This is a genomic window from Accumulibacter sp. (assembly GCF_023806625.1).
Lineage (GTDB): Bacteria > Pseudomonadota > Gammaproteobacteria > Burkholderiales > Rhodocyclaceae > Accumulibacter.
Window position 1 is genome coordinate 1 of sequence record NZ_JAMTDX010000040.1, and the last position, 25,827, is coordinate 25,827.

General features: G+C 66.0%; 22 protein-coding genes. 14 read left to right on the top strand and 8 right to left on the bottom strand.

All coding sequences use genetic code 11. The features are described 5' to 3' along the window. From NFW05_RS06825 to NFW05_RS06840, 4 genes are all read left to right on the top strand, one after another. The coding region (locus NFW05_RS06825; RefSeq protein WP_295304096.1) for a phospholipase D-like domain-containing protein at positions 1 to 1,563 on the top strand (1,563 nt) is incomplete at its 5' end. A gap of 245 nt (positions 1,564 to 1,808) precedes the next feature. Beyond that, on the top strand, positions 1,809 to 3,065 hold the full coding sequence (gene pgk / locus NFW05_RS06830; protein ID WP_295304099.1) for a phosphoglycerate kinase: 1,257 nt from the start codon (positions 1,809 to 1,811) through the stop codon (positions 3,063 to 3,065). A 78-nt stretch (positions 3,066 to 3,143) separates the two neighbouring features. Continuing rightward, entirely contained in the window at positions 3,144 to 3,911 is a 768-nt protein-coding gene (tpiA, locus tag NFW05_RS06835) for a triose-phosphate isomerase (RefSeq protein WP_295304101.1), read from the top strand. Between the two features lie 552 nt (positions 3,912 to 4,463). Next, positions 4,464 to 5,342: an XDD3 family exosortase-dependent surface protein gene (locus tag NFW05_RS06840; protein ID WP_295304103.1), complete on the top strand. Its 879-nt coding sequence runs from the start codon at positions 4,464 to 4,466 to the stop codon at positions 5,340 to 5,342. 176 nt (positions 5,343 to 5,518) lie between these two features. Here NFW05_RS06840 and rpoD read toward each other — a convergent pair whose 3' ends face one another. The 4 genes from rpoD to rpsU all read right to left on the bottom strand — a co-directional run bounded on the left by rpoD (position 5,519) and on the right by rpsU (position 10,085). Continuing rightward, positions 5,519 to 7,465 (bottom strand): RNA polymerase sigma factor RpoD, encoded by a 1,947-nt coding sequence (rpoD, locus tag NFW05_RS06845; protein ID WP_295304151.1) that lies wholly within the window; start codon positions 7,463 to 7,465, stop codon positions 5,519 to 5,521. Between the two features lie 44 nt (positions 7,466 to 7,509). Then, positions 7,510 to 9,261 (bottom strand): DNA primase, encoded by a 1,752-nt coding sequence (dnaG, locus tag NFW05_RS06850; protein ID WP_295304106.1) that lies wholly within the window; start codon positions 9,259 to 9,261, stop codon positions 7,510 to 7,512. Positions 9,262 to 9,293: 32 nt separating this feature from the next. After that, the gene (locus tag NFW05_RS06855; RefSeq protein WP_295304109.1) at positions 9,294 to 9,743 is read right to left on the bottom strand and encodes a GatB/YqeY domain-containing protein; all 450 of its coding nucleotides are present in this window, start codon (positions 9,741 to 9,743) and stop codon (positions 9,294 to 9,296) included. A gap of 129 nt (positions 9,744 to 9,872) precedes the next feature. Continuing rightward, a complete protein-coding gene (rpsU, locus tag NFW05_RS06860) occupies positions 9,873 to 10,085 on the bottom strand; it encodes a 30S ribosomal protein S21 (protein ID WP_295304112.1) in 213 nt (70 codons plus the stop codon). 484 nt (positions 10,086 to 10,569) lie between these two features. On the opposite strand from rpsU, the gene NFW05_RS06865 reads away from it, so the two are divergent. From NFW05_RS06865 to NFW05_RS06910, 10 genes are all read left to right on the top strand, one after another. After that, a complete protein-coding gene (locus NFW05_RS06865) occupies positions 10,570 to 10,764 on the top strand; it encodes a prepilin-type N-terminal cleavage/methylation domain-containing protein (protein WP_295304114.1) in 195 nt (64 codons plus the stop codon). Between the two features lie 468 nt (positions 10,765 to 11,232). After that, entirely contained in the window at positions 11,233 to 11,415 is a 183-nt protein-coding gene (locus NFW05_RS06870) for a prepilin-type N-terminal cleavage/methylation domain-containing protein (protein WP_295304154.1), read from the top strand. 25 nt (positions 11,416 to 11,440) lie between these two features. Further along, on the top strand, positions 11,441 to 11,809 hold the full coding sequence (locus NFW05_RS06875; protein WP_295304117.1) for a hypothetical protein: 369 nt from the start codon (positions 11,441 to 11,443) through the stop codon (positions 11,807 to 11,809). A 61-nt stretch (positions 11,810 to 11,870) separates the two neighbouring features. Continuing rightward, positions 11,871 to 12,674, top strand: a complete 804-nt coding sequence (locus tag NFW05_RS06880) for an ABC transporter permease subunit (protein WP_295304119.1) — start codon at positions 11,871 to 11,873, stop codon at positions 12,672 to 12,674. Beyond that, entirely contained in the window at positions 12,671 to 13,507 is an 837-nt protein-coding gene (locus NFW05_RS06885) for a hypothetical protein (protein WP_295304121.1), read from the top strand. The genes NFW05_RS06880 and NFW05_RS06885 overlap by 4 nt, the downstream gene beginning before the upstream one ends. Before the next feature lie 4 nt (positions 13,508 to 13,511). Then, a complete protein-coding gene (locus NFW05_RS06890; RefSeq protein WP_295304124.1) occupies positions 13,512 to 14,402 on the top strand; it encodes an ABC transporter ATP-binding protein in 891 nt (296 codons plus the stop codon). A gap of 147 nt (positions 14,403 to 14,549) precedes the next feature. After that, entirely contained in the window at positions 14,550 to 16,445 is a 1,896-nt protein-coding gene (locus NFW05_RS06895; protein ID WP_295304127.1) for a tetratricopeptide repeat protein, read from the top strand. 3 nt (positions 16,446 to 16,448) lie between these two features. Continuing rightward, the gene (locus NFW05_RS06900; protein ID WP_295304130.1) at positions 16,449 to 18,356 is read left to right on the top strand and encodes a hypothetical protein; all 1,908 of its coding nucleotides are present in this window, start codon (positions 16,449 to 16,451) and stop codon (positions 18,354 to 18,356) included. 4 nt (positions 18,357 to 18,360) lie between these two features. Next, complete coding sequence (locus tag NFW05_RS06905) at positions 18,361 to 18,780, top strand: GtrA family protein (RefSeq protein ID WP_295304133.1); 420 nt, start codon at positions 18,361 to 18,363, stop codon at positions 18,778 to 18,780. A gap of 295 nt (positions 18,781 to 19,075) precedes the next feature. Further along, entirely contained in the window at positions 19,076 to 20,641 is a 1,566-nt protein-coding gene (locus NFW05_RS06910; RefSeq protein ID WP_295304137.1) for an NAD(P)/FAD-dependent oxidoreductase, read from the top strand. A gap of 227 nt (positions 20,642 to 20,868) precedes the next feature. Here NFW05_RS06910 and NFW05_RS06915 read toward each other — a convergent pair whose 3' ends face one another. From NFW05_RS06915 to NFW05_RS06930, 4 genes are all read right to left on the bottom strand, one after another. Beyond that, the gene (locus NFW05_RS06915) at positions 20,869 to 22,059 is read right to left on the bottom strand and encodes an ATP-binding protein (protein ID WP_295304140.1); all 1,191 of its coding nucleotides are present in this window, start codon (positions 22,057 to 22,059) and stop codon (positions 20,869 to 20,871) included. A 116-nt stretch (positions 22,060 to 22,175) separates the two neighbouring features. Next, a complete protein-coding gene (locus NFW05_RS06920) occupies positions 22,176 to 23,366 on the bottom strand; it encodes an ATP-binding protein (RefSeq protein WP_295304143.1) in 1,191 nt (396 codons plus the stop codon). Positions 23,367 to 23,454: 88 nt separating this feature from the next. Next, positions 23,455 to 25,548: a DEAD/DEAH box helicase gene (locus tag NFW05_RS06925; RefSeq protein ID WP_295304146.1), complete on the bottom strand. Its 2,094-nt coding sequence runs from the start codon at positions 25,546 to 25,548 to the stop codon at positions 23,455 to 23,457. 37 nt (positions 25,549 to 25,585) lie between these two features. After that, a partial coding sequence (locus NFW05_RS06930) for a transposase (protein WP_295304148.1) occupies positions 25,586 to 25,827 on the bottom strand: 242 nt, incomplete at its 5' end.

Sequence of the window (25,827 nt, forward strand, 5' to 3'; positions counted from 1 at the left end):
CACGCCAACCTCGGCGGGCCTTTCGAGCGGACCAACGACTTCGGCGAGAAGTTCCACCTGCGCTGGGGCAAGATCATTTTCGACGTCGCCTTCGGCGTGCAGATCAACGTCAAGGTCGTCCTCCGGGTCTACCGCGACAACCACATCTGCGAGACCTACGTCGTCGATACCGACCCCTACGACATCCAGTGGAACCACCACAAGCGGCAGACGCGGGACTTTTACATTCATCCCGTGTCGCGGACCTTCGGCAAGGCGAACTGCGTCAAGTTCGCCTTCATCGTCCATCGCCACGAACACTCGCTGGCCTCGGAGAAGGAATACATCTTCATGGACTGGCCGCAGTTGCGCGACGATCACCCGCAGTACCGGAGAATCACCCCGGAATGGGCGACGCCGAACGGCTACCGTACCCATGAATGCAACCCCTGGCAACTGCAGAGCGATGTCGACTGGTACAACCACCATTTCGAGTCCCTGCATCTGATCCCCAAGTTCACCAAGGGCCAGCAGTACCATCCCTATCACCCGAAGCGCTTCATCCACGACCATATCGACAAGGTCATCCGCTGCAAGCACCAACACCCGCAGCGTTTCTGCAGCATCAAGGTGAGCGTCGACTGCATCGACGACCACGACTTCACGCGCCATCTCGTACACGCCAGCGAACAGGGCGTCTGGGTCCAGTGCATCGTCGACTGGCGGAAGATGACGCTGACCAACAGCGAGAGCTACGCGCGTCTCAAGCGCGCCGGGATCGAACTGATCGGCGTGGTGTGTACGCCGAAGCATCACCTGATCGAGGTCGATCCGGACATGCACACCAAGTTCATCATCTTCAACGATGAGGACTGCATCCTCGGCTCGTTCAACATCACCTTCGACCGCTGGTGGGCGAACTGGGAGTCGGGAATGACCTTCCACTCGAAGGGCGTCTGCCGCCTGCTCGACAACGTCTTCCAGAGCGAGCGCGGGGGGGTCAACCAGAAATACGGCATCGACCCGCTCGCCCCGTTCAACCTGCTCTACACCTACGGCCGCCACGCGCTGCTCGATGGCCGCTACTACCGCCCGCACCACGCGATCCTCGCCGAGATCAACCGGGCGCGTCATTCGATCAAGCTGACGCTGTTCCTGATCGGCAACCTGCTCGGCGAGCACGGCGACAGCGTCGTCGATGCCCTGATCCACGCCCGCAACCGTGGAGTCCATGTGCATATCCTGCTCAACGGCCATCTGGCCAGGCAGGGGCGGGTGGGGATCGAGCGGACGATGGCCGAGGAACTCAACCGGCCGCTGCTGCCCGCCGTGCAGGGCCTGCGCACGGCCGGCATCGCGGTCGGCCTGGTCTATGGTCAGACCGACCATCGGGTGCCCTACTCGCCGATCCACTCGAAGTACTGCGTGATCGACGAGCAGACGGTCATCGAGGGGAGTTTCAACTGGTACAACACCTCGGTCTTCTCCCACGACCTGACCGTTCTGGCAACCAACCGCGAGGTCGCGGGGGCTTATCTGCACGAGTTCGAGCAGATTCAGCAGGTGTTCCGGATCTATTACTGAAAGTCCCGGCCACCCCTTGACAAATGGCCCCGACCACAGCCAATTGACTCGGCCGGCGACGCCAACGATACTTTGACCTACTTGGCGGCCATGCTTTTCGATCGCTCCTGGCAACTCGACGCGGTGGCTGACGCAGCTTCTCGGGAGCCCGTCGTACAGTTCCCTGAAGCGGCGGCAGGCGACACCATTTCCTTTCCGCAAGTCACTCCAGCTTTTCTCAACACCCACTCACTCTCGGGGGAATCATGTCCAAACTGTTCATCGAAGATCTCGCGCTCGAAGGCAAGCGCGTCCTGATCCGCGTCGATTTCAACGTGCCACAGGACAAGGTCACCGGCGCGATCACCAACACCAAGCGCATCGAAGCGGCGCTGCCGACGATCCAGTACGCTCTCGACAAGGGGGCCGCGGTCATCCTGATGTCCCACCTCGGCCGTCCCGACGGCAAGGCCGATCCCAAGTACAGCCTCGCTCCGGTGGCCGTTGCGCTCGAGGGGCTGCTTGGCCGGCCGGTCAAGTTCCTTCCCGACTGCGTCGGCCCCGAAGTCGAAGCGGCCTGCGCTGCGATCCGGCCGGGTGAAGTCATCCTGCTCGAGAACTTGCGCTTCCACATCGAGGAGGAGGGCAAGGCGACGGTGACCAACCCCGACGGTTCGATCACCAAGCTCAAGGCAGCTCCGGAGGAGATCAAGGCCTTCCGCGCCTCGCTGACCAGGCTCGCCGATGTGTACATCAACGACGCCTTCGGCACCGCCCATCGCGATCACTCGTCGATGACCGGCGTGCAGCTGCCGGAGCGCGCCTCCGGTTATCTGATGAACAAGGAACTGGCTGCCTTTTCGGCGGTGCTCGAGTCCCCCGCGCGGCCGCTGCTGGCGATCCTCGGAGGCGCCAAGGTCGCCGACAAGATCCAGCTGATCAACAACCTGCTCGACAAGGCCGACCAGATCATCATCGGCGGCGGCATGGCCTTCACCTTCAAGAAGGTCCTCTCGGGAATGCCGATCGGCAACTCGCTGTTCGACGAGGAAGGCGCCAAGCTGGTGCCCGAGCTGATGAAGAAGGCCGCGGACAACGGCAAGGAGATTCTCCTCCCGGTCGACTTCGTGATCGGCGACAAGTTTGACGCCAACGCGAACACCGGCATCGCCAACGACGTCGATGGCATTCCCGACGGCTGGCTTGGCCTCGACTGCGGCCCGGAATCGACGAAACGCTTCACCGAGGCGATCCTCAAGGCGAGGACGATCGTCTGGAACGGCCCGGCCGGAGTCTTCGAGTTCGAGAAGTTCGAGGCGGGAACCCGGGCGATGGCCGACGCCGTCGTCAAGGCCACGGCCAGCGGGGCGATTACGGTCATTGGCGGCGGAGACACGGCAACCGCGGCCAAGAAGTACGGTGCCGACAAGAAGGTGACGCACAGCTCGACCGGCGGCGGAGCTTCGCTCGAGTACCTCGAGGGCAAGATCCTGCCCGGAGTCGCCGCGCTTTCCGAGAAGTAAGTATACCGGCGACCCCGGCAGCTGCCGGGGTCGTTTTCCCCGTCATCCGATCGCAGTTCCCAAGACTCGAGGAAACCCATGCGCAAGATCGTTATCGCCGGCAACTGGAAGATGAACAAGACGGTTGCCGAATCAGTCACGCTGGCCAGCGAAGTCGTCGCCGCAGCCAGCGGAATCCGCAACGTGGTCGTCGCCATCGCGCCGACCTACCTCGCCCTGGCCAAGGTGGCCGACGTGCTCGCAGGCAGCAACGTCAAGCTCGCCGCACAGGACGTTCACTGGGAAAACCAGGGTGCCTTCACCGGCAAGGTCAGCGCCGACATGCTCAAGGAGATCGGCGTCGACTACGTGATCATCGGCCACTCGGAGCAGAGGACCTATTTCGGCGAAACCGACGAGACGGTCAACCGGAAGGTCAGGAAGGTGCAGTCGCTGGGCATGACGCCGATCATCTGCATCGGCGAGACGCTCGCCGAGCGCAGGGAGGGGCGGCTCGAGAGCGTCCTGACCACCCAGGTCAATGGCGCCTACGCCGGCCTCTCGGGCGACGACGCGCTGCGCACGGTGATCGCCTACGAGCCGGTCTGGGCGATCGGAACCGGGGTCACTGCCACCGACGACGAGGCCCAACAGGCGCACGCGTTCGTTCGCGGCCTGCTCGCCGGGCTCTACGGCGAGGACGTGGCGCAGTCGATCAGCATCCAGTACGGCGGCTCGATGAAGCCCGAGAACGCAGCCGGCCTGCTCGCCCAGAAGGACATCGACGGCGGCCTGATCGGTGGCGCGGCACTCAAGGCAGACAGCTTCCTGGGAATCGTCGCGCCGGGCGAAGCGCTCAGCAAGTAGGCGACACCTTCCCCTTGCGGCGCCGGTCTCCGGCGCCGCCTCCGCTGGCCATCGCCGAGCCGACCGCCCGAGCCACTGCCGCCAGCGGGCCAACTCTCTCGTAGCGACTGTCTTCGGCGCGGGTCGGACCTCGTCCCGACCTGTCGCCTTCGCGATTCGTCCGCTTCCCGGACGTTCCATCGGCCGCCTGCCGGCTGCTGACGCCGCGTCTTCGCGCACAGGCCGCCGACTTTTCGCGCTCGCCCGAGCGTAGCCGCCGGCCAGCGCCGGCCACTGGCGAGACTGCTGTGGTCTGGCCGTGGAAACATGCCGGCTCCCGTGACGCAGTTCATAACCGCTGGCCGGGCTTCAGGAAGACACTGCTCGGCGAAGGCGGAAGTTCCCTGCTTTGGTCGCCTTCGGGGCGCCCCGAACCGTTGGCGCGGTTCGGGGCGCGGAACGGAGTCGATTCTCCCGGACCCGGGAGGTGACCGCCAGCCACCGCCGTGGGTTGGGCCCAGGGAACTCGACCTTGTTACTCAACAAACGAACTCTTGCACGGAGAACTATATCATGAAACGCTTTCTTGACAAGCCTCGCGGCCTGCCGGCGTCGGCGCTGCTCTCGGCTCTTCTGGCGACGCTGGTCAGCACGGCGGCGCCATCGGCCAGTGCCGGAACCCTTTACAATGGCTGGAACTACGCCATCGACTCGTTCAGAGACGGTTCCGGCGGCCCCGCGTACGAGGAACTCGGCCTCGCCTACCGTCAGGTCGGCAATACCGGCTACTTCGCGATCAGCGGCGGCATGCCTCTCGCGGGAGTAGCCAACTCAGGCGCGCGCAACGGCAGCATCGCGCCGGGCGACCTCTTCCTCAACTTCTCGAATCACGCGCTGAACACCCAGGCCTCCTTCCAGAACGATCCGGGAGTCTTCGCGATCCGCTTCGCCTCGGCCAACGATTCGCTCGGCAACACCGGCACAAACCCGAACCCGACGCTGGGCGTCTTCGGCTCGCTCAACGTGGTCAGCCTGTCGACCCAGAACGTCGGCTACGCGACGCTTCAGGATTACTGGAACGCCGGGTTCAATGTGCAGCCGCAGATGGGCGATCTGGGGACCCAGGCAGCGGTTCAGGGCTATCTGGGCAACGGGACGATGTACGCGAACATCTCGACCGGCACTCAACTGGCCGGGATCACCTCGCTCGACGCGACTGCGCTCGCCGCGCTGGGCCTCGATTTCCCGCACTTCGGCGCCGCGGGCAGCCAGATCTTCGGCTTCTCGTTCAACCGCTCGCTGCTTCCGTCCGGAGATTTCACGGCGCATTTCCTCGAGGAGTGCATCAACGACGGCATCGCGCTGACGGTCGGTCATGAAGCCCCCGAGCCGGGGACTCTGGCGCTGCTCGGCCTCGCGCTCGCCGGAGTGCCGCTGCGCCGCCGCCGCTGAAAGCGCGTGCGCCGGTCGGGATCAGCCAAGGATTCCGACGGCCTGAGGGCAACCCGACCGGCCGCGGCCCGATCCGCCGCCGGTCGGGCCTGGCCAGGACAGCCGGTAGCCGAGCCCGTGTTTCGCGCGGGTTGGGCCAGAGGCTTTTCCGGTCCGGCTCTCTTGGCCGCTGATCGTCAGCCGCTGTTGTTGTCGAGGAAACTGCGCAGCTTGTCGGAACGCGACGGGTGGCGCAGCTTGCGCAGCGCCTTGGCTTCGATCTGACGGATCCGCTCGCGGGTGACGTCGAACTGCTTGCCGACCTCCTCGAGCGTGTGGTCGGTGTTCATCTCGATGCCGAAACGCATGCGCAGGACCTTCGCCTCGCGCGGCGTCAGCGTGTCGAGCACGTCCTTGGTGATGAAGCGCAGACTCGAATAGAGCGCCGCTTCGGTCGGTGCGAGAGTCGCCTGGTCCTCGATGAAGTCGCCGAGGTGCGAATCGTCGTCGTCGCCGATTGGCGTTTCCATCGAGATTGGCTCCTTGCTGATCTTGAGGATCTTGCGGATCTTCTCTTCGGGCATCTCCATCTTCTTGGCCAGCGTCGCCGGGTCGGCTTCGTAGCCGGTCTCCTGCAGGATCTGCCGCGAAATCCGGTTCATCTTGTTGATCGTCTCGATCATGTGCACCGGGATGCGGATCGTCCGCGCCTGATCGGCGATCGAGCGGGTGATCGCCTGGCGAATCCACCACGTGGCGTAGGTCGAAAACTTGTAGCCACGGCGATACTCGAACTTGTCGACGGCCTTCATCAGGCCGATGTTCCCCTCCTGGATCAGGTCGAGGAACTGCAGCCCGCGATTGGTATATTTCTTGGCGATCGAGATCACCAGTCGCAGGTTGGCCTCGGTCATCTCGCGCTTGGCGCGCCTCGCCTTGGCCTCGCCGGTCGACATCTGCTTGTTGATGTCCTTGAGCTCGCGCAGCGGGATGCCGATTCGCTCCTGCAGGGCGAGCAGCTTGCGCTGTTCCTCCTTGATGTTCGGCGCGTTGCGTGCGAGAACCGCGGCGTAGGTCTTCCCGGCAGCGGCTATTTCGGCGTCCACCCAGTCGATGTTCAGCTCGTTGCCCGGGAACACCTTGATGAAGTGCGCGCGCGGCATGCGCACCGTCTCGACGCAGATCCTCTGGATCTTGCGTTCGCACGCGCGCGCCTCCTCGACCATCGCACGCACCGAGTCGCAGAGCCGCTCGATCGTCTTCGAGGTGAACCGGATGCCCATCATCTCTTCCGAGATCTGCTGCTGCAGCCTGAGATACGCCCGGTCCTGCGAGCCCTTTCTCGGCAGGATCGTCTGAGCCTTCAGATAGTGGTCGCGGATCGCCTCGAGACGCCCGAGACCCTCGGTCTTGAGCCTGAGCAGCGAAGCCGCCGCGGCAGCGCCTTCGACCGTCTCGCCGTCCTCGGTCTCCTCGTCGTCCTCTTCGGCCGGAACGACCTCGCCCAGTTCCTCGAGCGACTCATCGACGTCGGGATCGATCAGCCCGTCGATCAACTCGTTGACGCGCATCTCGTCGCGGGCGATCCGGTCGGCGCAACTGATGATCTCGGCGATCGTCGTCGGACACGCCGCAATCGCCTGGATCATGTGCTTCAGACCGTCCTCGATGCGTTTGGCGATCTCGATCTCGCCTTCGCGGGTCAGCAGTTCGACCGAGCCCATCTCGCGCATGTACATGCGCACCGGGTCGGTCGTCCTGCCGAACTCGGAGTCGACGGTCGACAGGGCCTGCTCGGCCTGCTCCTCGACGTCGGCGTCGTCGGCCGCGGCGGCCGGGGTGGCGTCGGACATGAGCAGCGTTTCGGCATCGGGAGCCTCGTCATAGACCTGGATCCCCATGTCGTTGAACGTGGTGATGATGCTCTCGATCTGCTCGGCGTCGACGACGTCGTCCGGCAGATGGTCGTTGATCTCGGCGTAGGTCAGGAAACCGCGTTCCTTGCCCAGCTTGATCAGCGTCTTCAGACGCATCTTGCGGGTCTCTTCATCTACCGGCGCCGGCTGATTCCCGACCTGCGCGAGCAGGTCTACGGTAGCCTTGGCTTTGGCGGCTCTCACCGTCGTCGTCTTGTCGCGTACCATGCCCATGTCCAGAATAGCTTGGCTTGAAAAAAGTTCTGATTATATCACACTTCAGACCGCTTCGCCCGCCCGGCCCAGCTGGCGAGCGACGCCAGGTATTGTCTTTTCTCCTCGTCCGACAGACCGCTGACCCCGAACCTCTGCGCCCTGGCCTGTAGCAGGGCGAAAGAACGGCGTTCGGCGCTTTCGCGAAGCCGGCCGATCACCCCGCGAAATTCGGCGTCGACTGTGTCTTCGGCAAACGGGTGGCGGATTAGTTCAGCCGCCGCGGAAGTGACGACCGCCTCGTGTTCGCTCCCTCGGCAGCGCTCGATCAGCTGAGCGCACGACGGCGCGCGTTCACCGCCGGTGGCGATCATCGAGCAAAGCTCGCGCGCCGCGCGGGCCTCGGGCGAGTCGTCGGGAAGCAGTTCGAGCGGGATCTCCGCAGTGAGCTCGGGCTTCTGGAGGAGCAGGCGCAGCAGCGGCCTGAACAGCGAAGGGGCCTGGCGCGCCGGGCGGGGCGACGCCGGCCGGTTGGCCGAAGGCAGCCGGTACTGGCTTTCGAGTTCCGCCTGGCTGAGGCCGCTGAGCTGCGCGACCCGCTTGACGAGCTGCAGCCTGAGCAGCGACGACTGCAACTGTTCGAGCAGCGGCTTCGCTTCGGCGACCAGCCGGGCCCGGCCCTCGGCGGTGTCCAGCTCGCAGCGGCCGCGCAGCTCGCGGACGAGAAAGTCCGACAGCGGAATCGCCTCGGAGACGATCCGCCGGAACGCGTCTGCGCCGCGCTTGCGCACCAGGCTGTCGGGATCCTCGCCTTCGGGCAGAAAGGCGAAAGCCGCGCTCTTCCGGTCGCCGAGCACCGGCAGGCAGTTCTCGAGCGCACGCCAGGCCGCCTTGCGTCCCGCCGCGTCGCCGTCGAAGCAGAAGACGATCTTCTCCGCCTGGCGGAGCAGCTTTTCGACGTGCCGGGTCGTCGTCGCCGTGCCGAGCGTGGCGACGACGTTGGCCACTCCGTGCTGGGCGAGCGCCACGACGTCGAGGTAGCCCTCGACGACCAGCACGGCATCGTGTTCGCGGATCGCCCGGCGCGCCTGTGGCAGTCCGAACAGTTCGCGCCCCTTCTCGAAGAGCGGGGTCTCCGGGGAATTCAGGTACTTGGGTTCGCCCTGGCCGAGCACCCGGCCGCCGAAGGCGATGACCTCACCGCTCTGGCTGACGATCGGGAAGATCAGCCGGTCGCGGAAGCGATCGTACAGCCGGCCGCGCTCGTTGCTGGCGACGAGTCCGGCGAGCTGCAGTTCGGGCCGGGCGTAATCGTCGAAGACTGCGGCGAGGTTCTGCCAGCCGTCCGGCGCGTACCCGAGAGCGAAACGCGCGGCGATCTCGCCGCTGACTCCGCGCTGTTTGAGGTAGGCGATCGCCGCCGGCGAGCATTTGAGCTGCTCGCGATAGAAGCGTGCTGCGCTGGCCATGATCGCGACGAGCGAAGGCGTGTCGGCGCTCGTTCCGCGAGCGGGCCCGGCGTTCTCCGGAACGGTCATCCCGACTCGCCCGGCGAGTTCCCTGACCGCGTCGATGAAGCCCATTCCCGAATACTGCATCAGGAAGCCGATCGCCGTACCGTGCGCGCCACAGCCGAAGCAGTGGTAGAACTGCTTGCTCGGGCTGACCGTGAACGACGGCGACTTCTCGCTGTGGAACGGGCAGCACGCCGCGAAATTCGCCCCCGCCCGCTTCAGCGGCACGTGCGCGTCGATCAGGTCGACGACGTCGACCCGCGAGAGCAGATCCTGAATGAACGACTCGGGGATCATCGTGAGACCCCGCGACCAGCGCCGCGGACTCTTCAGCCGCCGCCGAGCCTGGCTTTGACGAGTTGCGAGACCGCGGCCATGTCGGCGCGCCCCGCGAGCTTCGAGCGCAGCACGGCCATCACCTTGCCCATGTCGCCGGGTCCGGCGGCAGCGACCTCGGCGATCGCCTGCACGATGATTGCGGAGATTTCTTCGGTGGTCAGCCGGTCGGGAAGATACGCGGCCAACAACTCGGCCTCGAACGATTCGGCTTCGACGAGGTCACGCCGCCCGGCAGCCGCGAACTGGGCGATCGAGTCCCGTCGCTGCTTGATCATCCGGTCGATCACCGAAATCACCGCGGCGTCGTCGAGAGTCACCCGTTCGTCCACTTCGCGCTGCTTGATCGCCGCGCTGATCAGGCGCAGCGCGGAGAGCCTCCTGGCGTCGCGCGCGCGCATCGCGGTCTTGACGTCTTCCTGGATTCGCTCCTTGAGGGTCATGGCAAAGCTCCCTGGCGGGCGACGATCCGACCGGACGAAGTCGGCGCGCCGTCCGCTCGACGGACATCGAGAACACGAAAAGCCGCCCCTCGGACGACGGGCGGCCTCCAACCTGCGGGAAAGCGGCGGTCAGTAGAGCTTCGGCGGCAGCGTCTGGCTGCGCATGCGCTTGTGGTGGCGCTTGACCGCGGCAGCGAGCTTCCGCTTGCGCTCGGCGGTGGGCTTTTCGTAGAACTCGCGGGCGCGCAACTCGGTCAGCAGACCGGTCTTCTCGACAGTGCGTTTGAAACGACGGATGGCAACTTCGAAGGGCTCGTTTTCCTTTAAGCGGATTGAAGGCATCGACTATTCCCAGGTTCAATGACAGGACTTTGCAGACAAGCGGGCAATTGTAGGGCAAGTCGAGGGGCCTTGCCAAGTGCTCGCGAGCAAATCCCGGGCAGGCAAGGCATCGGGGAGCCGGTTGGGCGCGGCGACCCGTAGCGGCCGGGCCGTGACCGGAAAGCGTACCGGAGGCCCAACTTGCTGCACGGGGGCTGCGGCGGGGGGAACCCGATTCGTCCGAGTGAATTCGCCTTCGTTTCCGGGATCGATCCTTGCCCGGGCGGCGGCAGCGCACCGCGAACGCCGACGGACTCCTGCGCGACGATCGGCGCGGTTGCCGGAAGACCGGTGACCGCGAAACCCGGCGGCGCGACTCGCCGAAGACGAGCCAGCGGAACGGACTGGCCATCGATCCCGAGACCGGGATCGGCCGATGGCACAAAGCTTGCATGCGCGACCGTCGAATCCGTTTGTCGTCTTTCGCAGAAACGAGTCCCGCTCCATGAACAAGAGTCAGCAAGACCAGAGGGGATTCACCCTCATCGAGGTGATGATCATCGTCTGCATCGTCGGAATTCTCACCTCGATCGCGACCGTACAGTTCTCCGAGTACATCAAGAAGGGAGCGGACAAGTCCGCGCAGGCGGACGCTCGTCTGCTGCTGCTCAACGCCGTCGCGGCGAGTTTCACCGACTAGGTTCCTGCGCTCGACGACGGCCGGCGGGGGCGGCCGTTCGATTCCGGCAGGGCAGGACTGCCGGCGAACGGTCGTCGCGCCCCCGCGGTCAACCGGCCGAATCGCCGGCCAGGCGAGCAGCACCAGTGGCGCCTTCGACTTCTGGCCATCAGTCCCCCGGGAGTCTGCCTGCCCGGTCGGCGTCGGCCCACTGCGGGTTTCGTCCTTCCCGCGCTTTCCCCGCCCATGCCGCTTCGCGTGCCGGCTTTGCCGGAGGATCGGCGTCGGCGTCGCCGCCGGTCGTGCGCATCGACGGCACGAGCCGCCGGCTGACGATTTCTGTCACCCGTGTGACGCGGAGCGGCGACCCAAGCGGGCTTGACGAGCCCGAATGCACCTTTGCGCGTCGGTCTCCAGCCTGGCACAAAGCGTGCTTCGCAGTGGGCGACGGGTTTTCCGTTCTTTCACTCGAAGGAGTCCAGGACCATGATGAAGAAGCTTCAGAAGGGTTTTACCCTGATCGAGCTGATGATCGTCGTTGCGATCATCGGCATCCTCGCGGCGATCGCCATTCCGCAGTTCACGGAATACACGAAGAAGGGCGAGGACAAGTCTGCACAGTCGGATGCGCGCAACCTGCTCACGCAGGCCATCGCCAACTCAACCCTGTAACGCGCTCGTCTGACGGAGGTTCGAAATGAAAAAAGTCATTCTCGGTTCGGTTCTGGCCATCGCGGCTGTGACCTCGTTTTCGGTCAATGCCGCGGCGGTCTCCGTCTGCTCGGGCGGCTCGGCGGCTAATCCTACCTACACGTTCACCGCGGGGACCAGCTTCGTCAAGGTCGCATTCACGCCCAAGTGCTCGGCCAACGTGTTCCTCGTCGGTAACGAACAGGGTCCGACGTTGTTCACGGTGGGTTCGGGGTCGGCCAAGGGCAGAAACAGGTTTGCGGGTTCCTCGGTAGGCGGGTCGGTGGCCAATATCGCGCCTTGTACGGGTGGGGCCAACGATACCTGCAACGCTACAGATGCCACCGCTGCGGAGGCAGCGGCGCCGACAACCTGATCATCTTCTCTCTGGCTGCGACGGCGCGCCGGCGGGCGCGCCATTTTTTTCATCAAAGACCGTGTTCCAGTTTGCCCTCTCGGGAATCCGCTCGGGCCTTCGCGGCCGCAGCCTGCAGGCGGTGTTCGTTCTCGGCCTGCTGCTGATCGGTGTCGCATACCTCTCGGGCTTTTTTTCGCCGCGGCAGCCGCAGACCGTCGCTCTCGACGTCGGCTTCTCGGGGATCCGCTTTTCGCTGATCCTGATGAACCTGTTCTGGGTCCAGGAACTCGTCGCTCGGGAAATCGACCGCCGGGTGATCCAGTTTTCGCTGGCCTACCCGGTTTCGCGTGGCGCCTTCCTCGCCGGCCGCTTCGGTGCGGTGCTGATTCTCTCGCTGCTGGCGGCGACGCTGTTGGGTCTGCTGCTGACGCTGGTCACCGTGCTGGTCGGCGGCGGTTACGCCCAGGAGTTTCCGCCGGCGCTCGGTGTGCCGTTCTGGAGCACGATGGCCGGTTTTGCGCTCGACGCGGCGATTGTCGCTGCGTTCGCCCTGTGCATCGCCGCGCTGTCTACGGTTTCCGTCCTGCCGCTGGCTCTCGGGGCGGCGTTCGCGATTGCCGGAAAGGCTCTAGGGGCGACCGTCGACTATCTGGCGCGTGGCGCAGATGCTGACCAGCAGCTCCTCGACCGCTACCAGCCGCTGATCGAGGTCGTCCGCTGGCTGATCCCCGACCTGTCGCGCCTCGACTGGCGCGAGTGGCCGATGTACCAGCTTGCGCCGGGCAGCGAGGTCATCGTCTGGTCAGTGGTCATGGCCGGAGCATACGTCGTGCTGCTCCTGGCTTTGGCGACGGTGATCTTCTTGCGCCGGGAGTTCTCTTGAGCCGTCGGGCGGTCGCGCTGCTGCCGGTGATCGCCGGCGTTTCGTCGGCGCTCCTCTTCGCGCTCGCGCAGACGCAGCTGGCCAGGCTTCCCCGGGACGCCGCCGGGCCTGAACTGCTGATCTCTCTACCCCGTTTCGCGCAGGTTCTGCTCGCCGGTGGTGACCGCTACCTGGCGGCGAATCTCGCCGGCTTCCGCGTCCTCGTCGCCGATACGGGCCGGATGCAGGCCGCCGACTACGCGGTGCAGGCGAAACTGCAGCGCGACATCGCCTGGTTCAATCCGTTGCACGAGGACAACTACTACGTCGGCGCGGCGATCCTGCCGTGGAACGGCCAGGTCGACGCCGCGCAGTACGTGCTCGGTCGGGCTGCAGAGGCGCGAAGCTTCGACTGGTATCCGCTCTTCCAGCTCGGCTTCCTGCACTATCACTTCCGCCGCGACCCGGCGACGGGCGCGGGATTCCTGCTCGAGGCGGTTCCGCGGGCCGAGACCGTGCAGGATCAGTGGTCGTTGCAGAACCTTGCCGCCACGTGGATCGAGAGGGGTTACCAGACCGCCAGTGCCGCGGGGATGGTCGAGGCGATGGCCGCCGGTTCGCCGTCAGGCAACTTCCGCAGGTACCTCCAGGTCAGGGCGCAGCGTCTGCGGGCGCTCGATCGGCTGCAGAAGGCGGCGGCGGCGTATCGCGAACGCTTCGGTCGAAACCCGGCCAGTCTCGATGATCTGCTGCGCGAGGGGCTCGTGCGCGAGATCCCGCGCGACCCGCTGGGTCTCGGCTATGGGGTCGACGCGACGGGCTGGCCGGTCCTGAACACGCAGCCACGGAACTAGGAAGATGGGCGCTGCGATCGTCATCGAAGGCCTCCAGAAATCCTTCGAACGCAAACTGAAGTCACCCGTTCTCGCGGTGCGCGGCGTGTCGCTGGCCGTCGAGGAGGGAGAGGCGTTCGGCTTCATCGGTGCCAACGGTGCCGGCAAGAGCACGACGATCAAGATCCTGATGGGTCTGATCCGCGCGACTGCCGGCGATGCGCGGATCTTCGACGTGCCGGTCGACGAGCCGCGCTCGCGTAGAGGCCTCGGTTACGTCCCCGAGAATCCTTACCTTTACGACTATCTGACCCCACTGGAAATCCTGCTGATGGGGCTGCGTATGCACGGCGTCAAGGTCGGCGATGCGCAGGCCCACTGCCTCGACTGGCTCGACCGGCTTGGCCTGGCTGCGGTAGCCGGCAAGGCGATCCGCTCGTTCTCGAAGGGGATGACCCAGAGGGTGGCGATCGCCCAGGCGTTGTGCATCCAGCCACGCCTGTTGGTGCTCGACGAGCCGCTGTCGGGTCTCGACCCGATCGGCCGCCGCGACGTCGTTGAGATTCTCTCCGAGTACAAGCGAACCGGCGGAACGCTGTTCTTCACCTCGCACGTGCTGCACGACGTCGAACGGCTGGCGGACCGCTTTGGGCTGATCCACGAAGGCGTACTGCGCGCGGTTCGCGCGCCAGCCGAGCTGACCGGCGACGCGGAGACCGTTCTCGTGCGCAGCTTTGGGCAGGTGCCGGTCGCCGGGATGCGCGAGGATTTTTCGGGGCGCTGGATCGGCGAGGTCTCGCGGACGCAGCTCTGGGTGCACCTCGAAGCCCTACGTGCGGCCGGGCACGTTCTGGTCGAGGTGCGCCCGACGCTGTCGCTCGAAGTCGCGTTCATGCGCGCGGTGGGCAAGGAGTAGTCGCATGCGGGTCGCGCTCGGTCTTCGTCGGCGGATGGCCAACGCCGGCTCACCGGGCTTCGCCTGCCGACACCGCACGGAAAGGAAACCTGCCTCGTGAACCCCCCGCGCAAGACGTCTGTCAGGGCTGCCGGTCGGCGCCAGCCGATGAGCCCGGAGCTCATCGCGCTGATGCGGCTCGTCGAAGCCGAGCGCCATGTCGAGGTCGAAGCGGCCGCGCGGCGGATCATCGGTGCTCATCCCGCGGCTCATCCGCTGGCCCTAAAGGCGCTCGGTTTTGCACTGATTGGGCAGGGCCGGTTCGACGACGCGCTGCCGATCGTGCGCATGTCCGCCGAGCGCAACGCGCACGACCCGGAGGCGCACAACAACCTCGGCATCGTGCTCTCGTCGCTGATGCGCTGGCACGAGTCGCTCGCCTCGTTCGAGCGAGCGATTGCACTCAAGCCCGACGATCCCGAAGTCCTCAAGAACCACGGCGTCGCGCTCTCGCGAATGCACAAGTGGAACGAGGCCGTTCCGTTCTTCCTCAGGGCGATCGAATGTCATCCCGGGGACTACGTCGAGGCGATCGCCCAACTCGCCAACGTGCTGCTTGCGGCCAATCGCAACGACGAAGCGTCGGTCTGTCTGAACGAACTCTGGAAGAACGACCCGGAGAACGCCGGTATTCTCTCGCAACTGCTCTGCGCGAGCCTCAAGCGCTGTGAGTGGGACGAGCTGACCGATCGGCTGGCGACACTCCGGGCGCTCAGCGACGGCTATCGCAAGGTCGCCGACAACCCCTTCGTCGTGCTCTCGTTCCCTGGTGCGACCGCCGAAGAGCAACAATGGGTCGCTGCGAACCATTGCCGTGGCAGCATTCCGGAAAGCGTCCTCGATGCGCCAAGGGTTCCGGCCGAGTGCGCCCGCTCCGTCGAGGACGCTCCGAGGCGCCTGCGGATCGGCTATCTCTCGGGCGACTACCGCAATCATCCGGTCGGCCTGATCATCCCGCAGGTCATCGAACTGCACGACCGCTCGCGCGTCGAGGTTTTCGGCTTTTCGACGGGAGCCGACGACCGGAGCGAGATACGCGAGCGACTGCGCCTCGCTTTCGACCATTTCGTCGACCTTGCCGAATGCAGCGTCAGCGAGACCGCCCGGCGCATCCGTTCCGACGCCATCGACATTCTCGTCGATCTCAGCGGGTGGACGGCCGACGGGCGCCCCGAGGCCCTCGCGCTGCGCTGCGCTCCGGTGCAGGTCAACTGGCTCGGCTACGCGGGGACGATCGGGCATCCGAAGCTCGCCGACTACCTGCTCGGCGACCCGGTGGTCACCCCGCACGAAGACCAAGCGTACTATACGGAGACTCTCGCCCATCTGCCACACTGCTACCTGCCGGCGGACACGACGGTGCATCTGGAGGCGCCGCCGTCGCGGCTCGATGCAGGGTTGCCGGAGTCGGGGTTCGTCTTCTGCTCGTTCAACAACAGCTACAAATTCAACCCGGCGGTTTTCGACCTCTGGTGCCGGCTGCTCAGCGAAACTCCCGGCAGCATCCTGTGGCTCAGCCAGCCCGGCGGATCGGCGGGTGAGCGGCTGCAGAAGGAGGTCGCGGCGCGGGGAGTCGCTCCGGCGCGGCTGATCTTCGCGCCGCGTGTCGAATCGCGGATCGACCACCTCTCACGCCTGCAACTCGCCGATCTGGCGCTCGACCCGTTTCCCTACAACTCGCATTCGACGGGGATCGACGTCCTCTGGGCGGGTGTGCCGATGGTCAGCCTGCTCGGCGACACCTTCCCCGGACGGGTCGGCGCCAGCCTGTTGCGCACGGTCGGCCTGTCCGAGCTGGTCGCCCGATCGCCCGACGACTACTGCGAACTGGCGCTGGCGCTGGTCCGAGACCCCGATCGGCTGCGCGAGCTGCGCGCCCGCCTCGCCGCTGGCCGAAAGCACAGCGCGCTGTTCGACATGCCGAACTTCGTACGGTCGCTCGAGGACGTTTACTCTCGGATGTGGCAGGGCCTGGTGACCGGCAAGATGGCCGTTCTCGTCTGAGTCATGGTGACGCCGAACGGCAAGCCGCGTATCGGCAGCCTGGAGGCGCTGACGCTGGCCTCGCTCACCGTCGCAGCATGGATCGCCACGCACCGCTACCACGGCATCTGGCACGATGCGATCTTCTATGCCGGCCAAGCGGTTTTTCACCTCGACCCGACTCCGTTCGCCAGGGATCTCTTTTTCGCCTACGGCTCGCAGGACCGTTTCACGGTGTTCACCGGGCTCTACGCACGGGCCATCGTCTGGCTGGGCTTGCCGAACGCTGCCGCGCTGCTGCTCGGGCTGGCGCACGTCGTCTGGCTTGCCGGGGTTGCCTGGCTGTTGCGCGGGATCCTCGCCGGAGCGTTCTTCTGGGCAGGGGTGGTGCTGGTTGCTACCTTGCCCGCGACCTACGGTTCTTTAGGGCTCTTGTCGTACGGCGAGTCTTTTCTGACCGCGCGCGTCTGGTCAGAGGCATTCTCGCTGCTGGCGATCGGGTGCATTCTCCGCGGCCATCGGGCGACTGCGCTGCTCGCCGTCGCGCTGGCCGCGGCAATGCATCCGGTGATCGCCTTTGCAGCAGCGCTCTTCGTCTTCGCTTACGGATTCGCGTTGCGCCAGCAGGTCTGGCTCGCTGGCATAGCGTCGCTTCTCGTGCTGGTGCTGGGGCAGGCGGGGATGGCGCCTTTCGCAAGCCTCGGCCAGAAGATGGACCCGCTCTGGCTCGGCCTTTCGGTGATTCGCAGCCCGTTCGTCTTCCTCGACCACTGGCAATCCGGCGAGTACCGGGAACCGCTGTTCTTCGCTCTTCTGCTGAGCGCGGCGGCCCTGGCTTCTGCGGCCGACCACCGGCGACTCTGGTGGGCGGCGCTGGCCGTCGTCGTTGGCGGGATGGGCCTCGCCTGGCTCGCCGTCTACTGGCCCGGGGTGGTGCTGATTCAGATGCAGCCGTGGCGCGTGCTCTGGCTCGTCAAGATTCTCGCGATTGCCGCCGGCGTGCGGCTCGTGCAGGAGTTCTGGCCGGTTTCTTCGTACTGCCGGCTGCTGCTCGGCGGTCTGGTCGCCTGCGTCTTCACGCTCGACAGCACCGGGCTGGCGAGTGCCGTCCCGCTGCTTGCGCTGCTCGTCGCCCGGCGACGTTTCGCGGTCGAGCCGGCGGTGCCCGTGTGGCTTCGCCGAATAGGCTGGCTGGCCGTCGGCGCGGTGGTCCTCGAGAGCGTCTTCTGGCAGTTGCGCCTGGCGGCCGGTTCGTTCGACTTCGGCGACCCTGGCCTGGCCCGCCTCGCCGTCGCGGACTGCCTGTTCATCTTCAGCAAGGAGGGCGGCTGGATCGTCTTCCCGGTCCTCGTGCTGACCGTCTGGTGGCTGCTCCACCACCGCCCTGCCTTCGGCTTGGGTCTGCTGGCGGCGTCGACCGCCGTGCTCGCGTACTTTGCCGCGCACTGGCAGCGCCACTCGCCCGATCAGGTGCTGCTCGACGAACTGCGCGAGACCGGCCATCCACAGCTGAGCGCGATCATCGGACCGGGGCACCTGACCTACTGGGGCAACGGCCTCGAGCATCTGTGGTTCGTGCTCCACCGCGGCAGCTATGCTTCGTTTCATCAGGCGGCCGGGACGATCTTTTACCGGCAGACCGCGATCGAGGCCGAACGGCGAATATCGAGACTCAAGAAACTCGGTTTGCCCGATGCGCGTTTCGACTGGCTGCCACCGGTCGACAAGCAGGAAGCCGAGGTGCCGGTGAGCCTCGGAGGGCTGATCCACGTCTGCCACGATCCGATCCTCGATTTCGTCGTGCTTGCCCAGTCGGTTCCGGGCGCCGAGCCACTTCTGACCTTCAGTCTGCACCGCCCCGAGCCGAAGTATCGTCTGTACGCCTGCGCCGCGCTGCGTGCGCTTCCTGACCCCTTTCCTGCCGGAGGGTGACGCCATGAGCACATCGAATGTGTTCCATCAGTTCGTCCGCTACGTGATGGTCGGCGGGCTGGCCTTCGTCGTCGATTTCACGTCGCTTTTCGTGCTGACCTCGGGCGTCGGCCTGCACTATCTCGTCTCGGCGTCGATCGCCTTCATGCTCGGGTTGCTGACCAACTATCTGCTCTGTGTGGCCTGGATATTCAGCTTTCGGGCCATCCGCAACCGGCTCCAGGAATTCACGATCTTCGGTCTGATCGGCGTCGCCGGACTGCTCCTGAACAACCTCCTGCTGCTGCTGTTCACCGAGCTGGCCGGCTTCCACTATCTGGCCTCGAAAGGCGTCGCCGCAGGGCTGATCCTGTTCTTCAACTTCTCGTTGCGACGAATCCTGCTCTTCTCGGAGCGGGGCAGGGCGTTGCTCCAGCTGCCATGAAGCGGGCGGAAGCAGGGATGGCCCGGCTGCGGGCCACGGCTCCTGCGTGATGCGCAGATGCGCTTTCACTCCGGACGGTGCCTCGGCGTGACCCCGCCATCCCGGCCTGCGCATTGCCAGCGGAGAGGCAGTCCTGCTGACTGTCGGCAAGATAAGGCTGTCTGCCCCGGGCAGTTCATGGCGGCACTGCTGGCGCTCGCGTCGCCTCCAGCCTCCCCGAAGCCCCGTTGGCCCGGCGGCCCGGCCCCGCGTTCCGCCGCCCGACGGATGGGCGGTTTCTCGGTCGAGACCTGACATGCGCAAGACTGTCGTGATCATCGGAGCCGGTCCGGCCGGACTGACTGCAGCTCTCGAGCTGCTCCGCCGTTCGGACCTGTCGCCGATCGTGCTCGAGGCGCTCGACGAGGTCGGCGGCATATCGCGAACGATCGACCATCACGGAAACCGGATGGACATCGGCGGGCATCGCTTCTTCTCGAAGTCCGACTGGGTGATGGACTGGTGGCGGGCGATTCTGCCGGTCGCTCCCGAGAAGACGGCTGACGGCTTCAGCGTCATCCCGGCCGCCGATCGGCATTTCCTGATTCGCCCGCGCCTGTCGCGCATCTACTTTCTGCGCAAGTTCTTCGACTACCCGATCTCGCTGAGCGCCGGGACGATGCGCAATCTGGGCGCGCTTCGCCTGCTGAAGATCGGCGTCAGCTATCTGTATTCGACAGTCTTCCAGAGGAAGCCCGAGCGCAACCTCGAGGACTTCTTCGTCAATCGCTTCGGGGCCGAACTCTACCGGACCTTCTTCCGGGACTACACGGAGAAGGTGTGGGGCGTTCCGTGCCGGGAGATCAGCCCGGAGTGGGGCGCCCAGCGGATCAAGGGCCTGTCGGTCAGAAGGGCGATCGGCCATGCGCTGGGCAAGATCCTGCGCGGATCGGGCGACGGCGTTGCGCAGAAGGGTGTCAGCACGAGCCTGATCGAGCGCTTCCTGTACCCGAAGTTCGGCCCGGGCCAGATGTGGCAGGTGGTCGCGGAAATGGTCTGCGAGGCCGGCGGCGAGATCCGCCACGGGCTGACGGTCAGGGAGCTGCGCCACGACGCCGGTCGCGTCGTCGCGGTCGTCGCCGAGGACCGCGAGGGCGGAAGGGTCGAGGTGGCCTGCGATTACGTGATCTCCACGATGCCCGTGCGCGACCTGATTCTCGGACTGTCGCCACCCGTTCCCGACCAGGTCAGGGAGGTCGCCGCCGGGCTCTGCTACCGCGACTTCATCACCGTCGGCGTCCTGGTCAGGAAACTCAGGGCGAGCCGTGGCAGTCTTCCCGGCCATCCCGCCAACCTCGTCCCGGATACGTGGATCTACATTCAGGAGCCGGACGTCAGGCTCGGCCGGCTGCAGATCTTCAACAACTGGAGCCCGGCGATGGTCCGCGATCCGGCGACCGTCTGGCTCGGTCTCGAATATTTCTGCCAGGAGGGTGACGAACTCTGGCGACTCACGGACGAAGAAATGGGACGCCTGGCGATCGGTGAACTGGCGAAGATCGCCCTGATCGACGAGGTCGACGCGATCGACTTTCACGTCGTTCGCGTTCCCAAGGCTTACCCGGCCTATTTCGGAACCTACGAGCGCTTCGACGTGCTCCGCCGTCATGCCGATACGCTGGGCAACCTGTTCCTCGTCGGGCGCAACGGCATGCACCGCTACAACAACCAGGATCACTCGATGCTCACTGCCCGTCTGGCCGTCGAGGCGATCGTCTCGGGATCGTCGTCGAAGGACGCGATCTGGCAGATCAACGTCGACGACGAATATCACGAAGAGAAGGGGGGCAGCGAAGGCGACTCCACGCGGACGGGCAGTTGATCGCCAGGGGCACCAACCGACCGCGAATTCTCTGATCGGTTGGCTGCCGACCGCCAGATGGTTCCGGAAGCTCGCCAGGAGTACGCCGCGCAGGACATTCGTCCTCGATTCGAGGGCTTCCGGGGCGGGAAGAAAGCGGATCGTACTGTCGTGCCTCGGCCGACCAGGATGACCTGGCGATCACTTCCATCGACCAGGCACCGTGCGACTCGGCCGGGAAGCGGCAATCAGTCGAGCGCTGCCGTGATCGTCTCGAGCGCCTGCGCCGGTACGGCGGTGATGCCCTCGGCGAGCGGCCAGGGCTCGCCTTGACCATGACAGACGACGAACACCTCGTGCACGCCGAGCAGCTCGCGTGCCGCGCGCATCGACGGGGTGACCCTGGGCGATCGGGTGAGCTTGACCTCGATACCCAGACGCCGGTCGTTCCTCGCGATCAGGAGGTCGAGTTCGGCGCCGGTATGCACGCCCCAGAAATAGGCTTCGCCGCGGGCGGCCTTCGTTTGCCGAATGACTTCCCGGATGACCAGCCCTTCCCAGGATGCACCACACTTCGGATGCGCCAGCAGGGTGTCCGGATCGCCGATGCCGAGGAGCGCGTGGAGGATGCCGGTATCGGCCAGGTACACCTTTGGCGCCTTCACTTCGCGTTTGCCGAGGTTGGTCTGCCAGGGCAGGAGTCGGTAGGCCATGTACGTGCCTTCGAGGATGTCGAGGTAGCGGTTGACCGTCTTGTCGCTGACCCCCAGCGAGCGGGCGATTTCGCTGCTGTTCCAGGTCTGCGCGTGCCGGTGCGCGACCATGGTCCAGAAGCGGCGCAAGGTCAGCGCCGGGAGGTTGATCCCCAGTTGAGGGAGATCGCGCTCGAGGTACGTGCGAATGAAAGCGTCGCGCCACGCGCGGCTCGCGGCCAGGTCGGCGGCCAGAAAGGCCAGCGGGAAGCCCCCGCGCAACCAGCGTGCGTCGAGCCACTCTCGATCGAAGCGGCCGGCTTCGGCGGCCAGCGCCAGTTCGTCGAAGCCGAAGCCATCGAGTTCATGGAAGGCCATCCGCCCGGCAAGCGTCTCGGCGGCGTGGCGCAGCAGCTCCGGCGACGCGCTGCCAAGAATCAGGAAGCGGCTCGGGGTATCGGGACGGTCGGCAAGAACCCGGAGCACCGGAAAGAGATCGGATCGCGTCTGGATTTCGTCGAGTACGACGAGGCCGGTCAGCCGACGCAGCACGAACGCCGGGTCCGAGAGTCGCGCCTGATCGTCGGGGTCCTCGAGGTCGAACTGCCGGACCGGCCCTTGCCATTCCGCGGCGAGCTGTCGCGCGAGCGTCGTCTTGCCGACTTGGCGCGGTCCGAGCAGGGCAACGACGGGGAACTGCGCGAGCAGCCGGGTGAGTTGGGCGAGGTGAAACGGACGTGGCAGCATTTTGCGAAAATACCATGAAAAATCGGAGAGGCGGTCCGAAATTTCACTGCTTTGCCGATCGCGTGGCGATTTCGACGCCCCGGCTCGTCGTTCGGCCGACTCTGAACTCGCTTCGATCAGCCCCCCGGGCTCGCCAGACGCGTTCGCAGCCAGTCGGGGAAGGCGTCCCACGGCAGGGCGAGATGGCCTCCGGGTAGCGGACGTTCGCGCTCCGTCCTGCACACCAGCACGCCGTGCTCAGCGGCGTCGGCTCCGGCGATCGCCGCGAAGCGGTCGAAGGTGTGGACATGCCCGGGCCCGGGAGTCGCCGTCAGCTTGACTTCCACAGGCTGTAGCTTGCCGCCGAGCAGGATCAGCAGGTCGATCTCGAGTCCGTCGTGCGAGCGCCAGAAGTGCAGGTCCGGCCTGCGGCCCAGCGCCATGAAGGCCTTGACGGATTCGCTGACCACCCAGCCTTCGAGAAGGGCGCCACCGATCGGCCCGGCGAGCGCTGCGGCGGCGTCGGGTTGGCGGGTCAGCAGACTGACCAGCGCGGAGTCGCAGAAATAGACCTTGGGCGTCCGGATGACCCGTTTGCCGTAGTTGCGGAACCACGGCGGCAGGAAGTGGGCGACGTACGACGCTTCGAGCACGCCGGCCCAGGACTTGACCGTCGGTTGTGCGATTCCGAGGTCTCTGGCCAGATCGGCTGGGTGGAATTCCTGGCCGTGTCGGGCAGCCATCAGGTTGATGAACTGTGTGAAGACGTGCAGGTCGGGGATGTTCCTGATCTGCCTGACGTCGCGTTCGATGTACGTGGCGACGTAGCTGCGCAGCCAGAGGTCGCGCCGGTCGGGATGCAGCGCGGGGACCGGGTAGCCGCCGTTCCAGAGCGTCTCGTCGAGTGACGGCCGGCGGAGTTCGAGATGCGAGAACGGCGGCAGCTCGAGAATCGCGATCCGGCCGGCGAGCGATTCGCTCACCTGACGCATCAGCCCGAACTGCTGCGATCCGCTGAGCAGCCAGCGGCCGCAGCGCTGTGGCTCGGAGTCGATGCGCAGCTTGATCAGCGGGAACAGCGTCGGAACGTGCTGGACCTCGTCGAGGATGACCGGCCGGTCTGCGAAACGGGCCAGGAAACCGACCGGGTCTACGCTGGCGAAGCTCCGCTCGATCGGGTCGTCGAAGCTCAGGTAGTCGGCGCGGGAACCTGCCTCGTGCTGCAGGAACGTCGTCTTGCCGGATTGCCGGGGGCCGGTGACGAGAACCGCGGGGAACGCGGCGACGGCCTGTTCGAGGACCGCGGCGAGCTGGCGGGGCTGATACATCCGCCAAGATTAAAATCGGCTTTCAATCTGGTCAAGGGCGTTTCGTCGTTCGCGTCCGCTCATTCGTCGGACGTCAGGGGACGCCCTGTCAGTCCCTTCGCTTCCGGCCGAGCAGCCCGAGCAGTCCTTCGGCGAGGCGCTGGACGGTCTCCGGGTCGGGAACGGGCAGCCGCAGGTAGCGTTGACCGGTCTGCGGATCGCTGTGCACCAACGGAGAGTCGCGCTCGCCTGACGAGGCGGCGGCCAACTCGCCGAGCAGCTGGGCGCCGGCGGCGAGCAGCGGCGCCCAGGGGTCGGCTGCCGCTGCGCCGGCCGGCTCGGGACGGCCCGCGCGAGGAGCTTCGGCGGCTTCCGCTGTGCTTCTCGTGTCGGTCGGCAGAGTTTCCTCGGTGGCGCCGGGGGTTGCCTCCGTCGCGCCGTCAGGGCGGTCGGCTTTCGTCTCTCCCGCGGGGAGCCCGGCGAGTCTGGCGCTGCGGTATTCTTCCTCGCCGTCCGCCTGTGTTTCGTTGCCGGAGCCGGTTTCGGCGACGGCGTCGAGCGGCATCGTGTCGCCGCTCTCCTCGGTGCCGCCGGCGCTGCCGTCGATTGCCCCGGAAAGCTCTTCGACGGTGTCCATGAACTTCGACAGCCGCGTCCCCTGCAGGACGACTTCGCTCTCGCCGCCGTCGAGCACACCGGCGAACAGCGACTTCTTGAACGCGAGCACCGAGAGCATGCCTTCCTCGATCGTTCCGCGGGCGACGAAGTTGATCACCTGCACGCCGCGCGACTGGCCGAGGCGATGGACGCGGCCGATGCGTTGTTCGAGCACCGCAGGATTCCACGGCAGGTCCATGTTCACGACCACCGCCGCGGCGTGCTGCAGGTTCAGTCCGACGCCGCCGGCATCGGTGCTCAGGAAGACCCGGCACGCGGGGTCGCGATGGAAGCGATCGACGAGCGCGCCGCGGCGCTCGCCGGGCACGCCGCCGTGAAACAGCACGTGCCCCCAGTCGCGCGCGTCGAGGCGCCGGATGATCAGTTCGTGGGTGCGCAGCCACTGGCTGAAGACGACGACCTTGGCCTGCGGGTCGGCGAAGAGCGTGTCGAGCAGGTCGACGAGTTCGTCGGCCTTGTACCCGTCGTCGGTCTCGTGGTCGATCAGGTAGCTGCTGTTGCACGCCATGCGCATGTTCTGCAGCGCGCAGCGCAGGCGCAGCTGGTCCTGCTCCGAGAGGTAGCCGGTCCGCCGCCAGCGGGAGACGAGCCGCGCGACGGTCTCGCGGTTCTCCTCGTGGTGCACGGCCTGCCTGGCGCTCATCGGCATGAACAGGATGTTGTCCGAGCGTTCGGGCAACTGTTCGAGCACCTCTGCCTTGCGCCGGCGGAGCATGATCGGGGCGAGCGTCTGGCCGATCCGCTGCAGCTCGCGGTAGCCGACGACACGCCCGTTTTCGTCGCGCTGCTGGTGTTCGTGAAGCACCCGCCAGGTCGGCCCGAGCCGGTACTGGTCGACGAACTGGACGATCGAGATCAGTTCCTCGAGCCGGTTCTCGAGCGGTGTGCCGGTCAGGACGATCGCATAGGGGCTGCGGACGCGCTTCAGCGAGCGCGCGGCGATCGTGTTCCAGTTCTTGATCCGCTGCGCTTCGTCGACGATCACCACGTCGGGTGCCCAGGTCTCGATCAGGTCGAGGTCGCGACCGAGCGTTTCGTAGTTGGTGATCTTGCAGAAGCCATCCTCGCGGTAACGCTGCTGGCGAATCGCCCGCAGACCGCCGATGACCGTGGCCCGGCGGTCGGTGAAGCGGGCGATCTCGCGTTCCCACTGATGCTTGAGCGAGGTCGGGCAGACGACCAGCACACGCTCGGCGGCGAAGTGCCGGGCGAAGAGTTCCATTGCCGCGATCGCCTGGACCGTCTTGCCGAGACCCATTTCGTCGCCGATCAGCGCGCGGCCGGCGCGGGCGGCGAAGAGGGCGCCGGCGCGCTGGTAGGGGTAGAGATCGACCTTGAGCAGCCCTGCGAGCGCCGGACTGTCGGCGCCGAGCGGGTAAGCCGCGGCGAGTGTCCGCTGCCGGTTCTCCTGGTCGCGGACCTCGGCGATGAACGACAGCGCGCTCTCCTCGCAGCGCAGCTCATGGCCCGTCGCGCGGACGCGGTCGATGAAGTCGGGCAGGCTCGAGACGCTCTCGGCCGGCAATTCCCAGCCCTTCGCCGGGTCGAACAGACGTAACCAATCACCCCCCTACCGAGACGGCGGGCAAAGGCGGCATTGGTAGTCCTTGGCGGCCGGCCTGAAGGGCGGCGGTGAGGTAGTCCCAAGCGGACGCCTTCCTTGCACGACAAGTGTCGATGATGCTGGCGAGCAGCGCGAACGCTCGAGTTCCTTGCTCGCTGCGGGTACCGAAGCTCAGGCGACGGGCAATGACCCAGTGGCGCAACAGACGTTCGGCCGCATTGTTGGTGAGCGGCAGGCTGG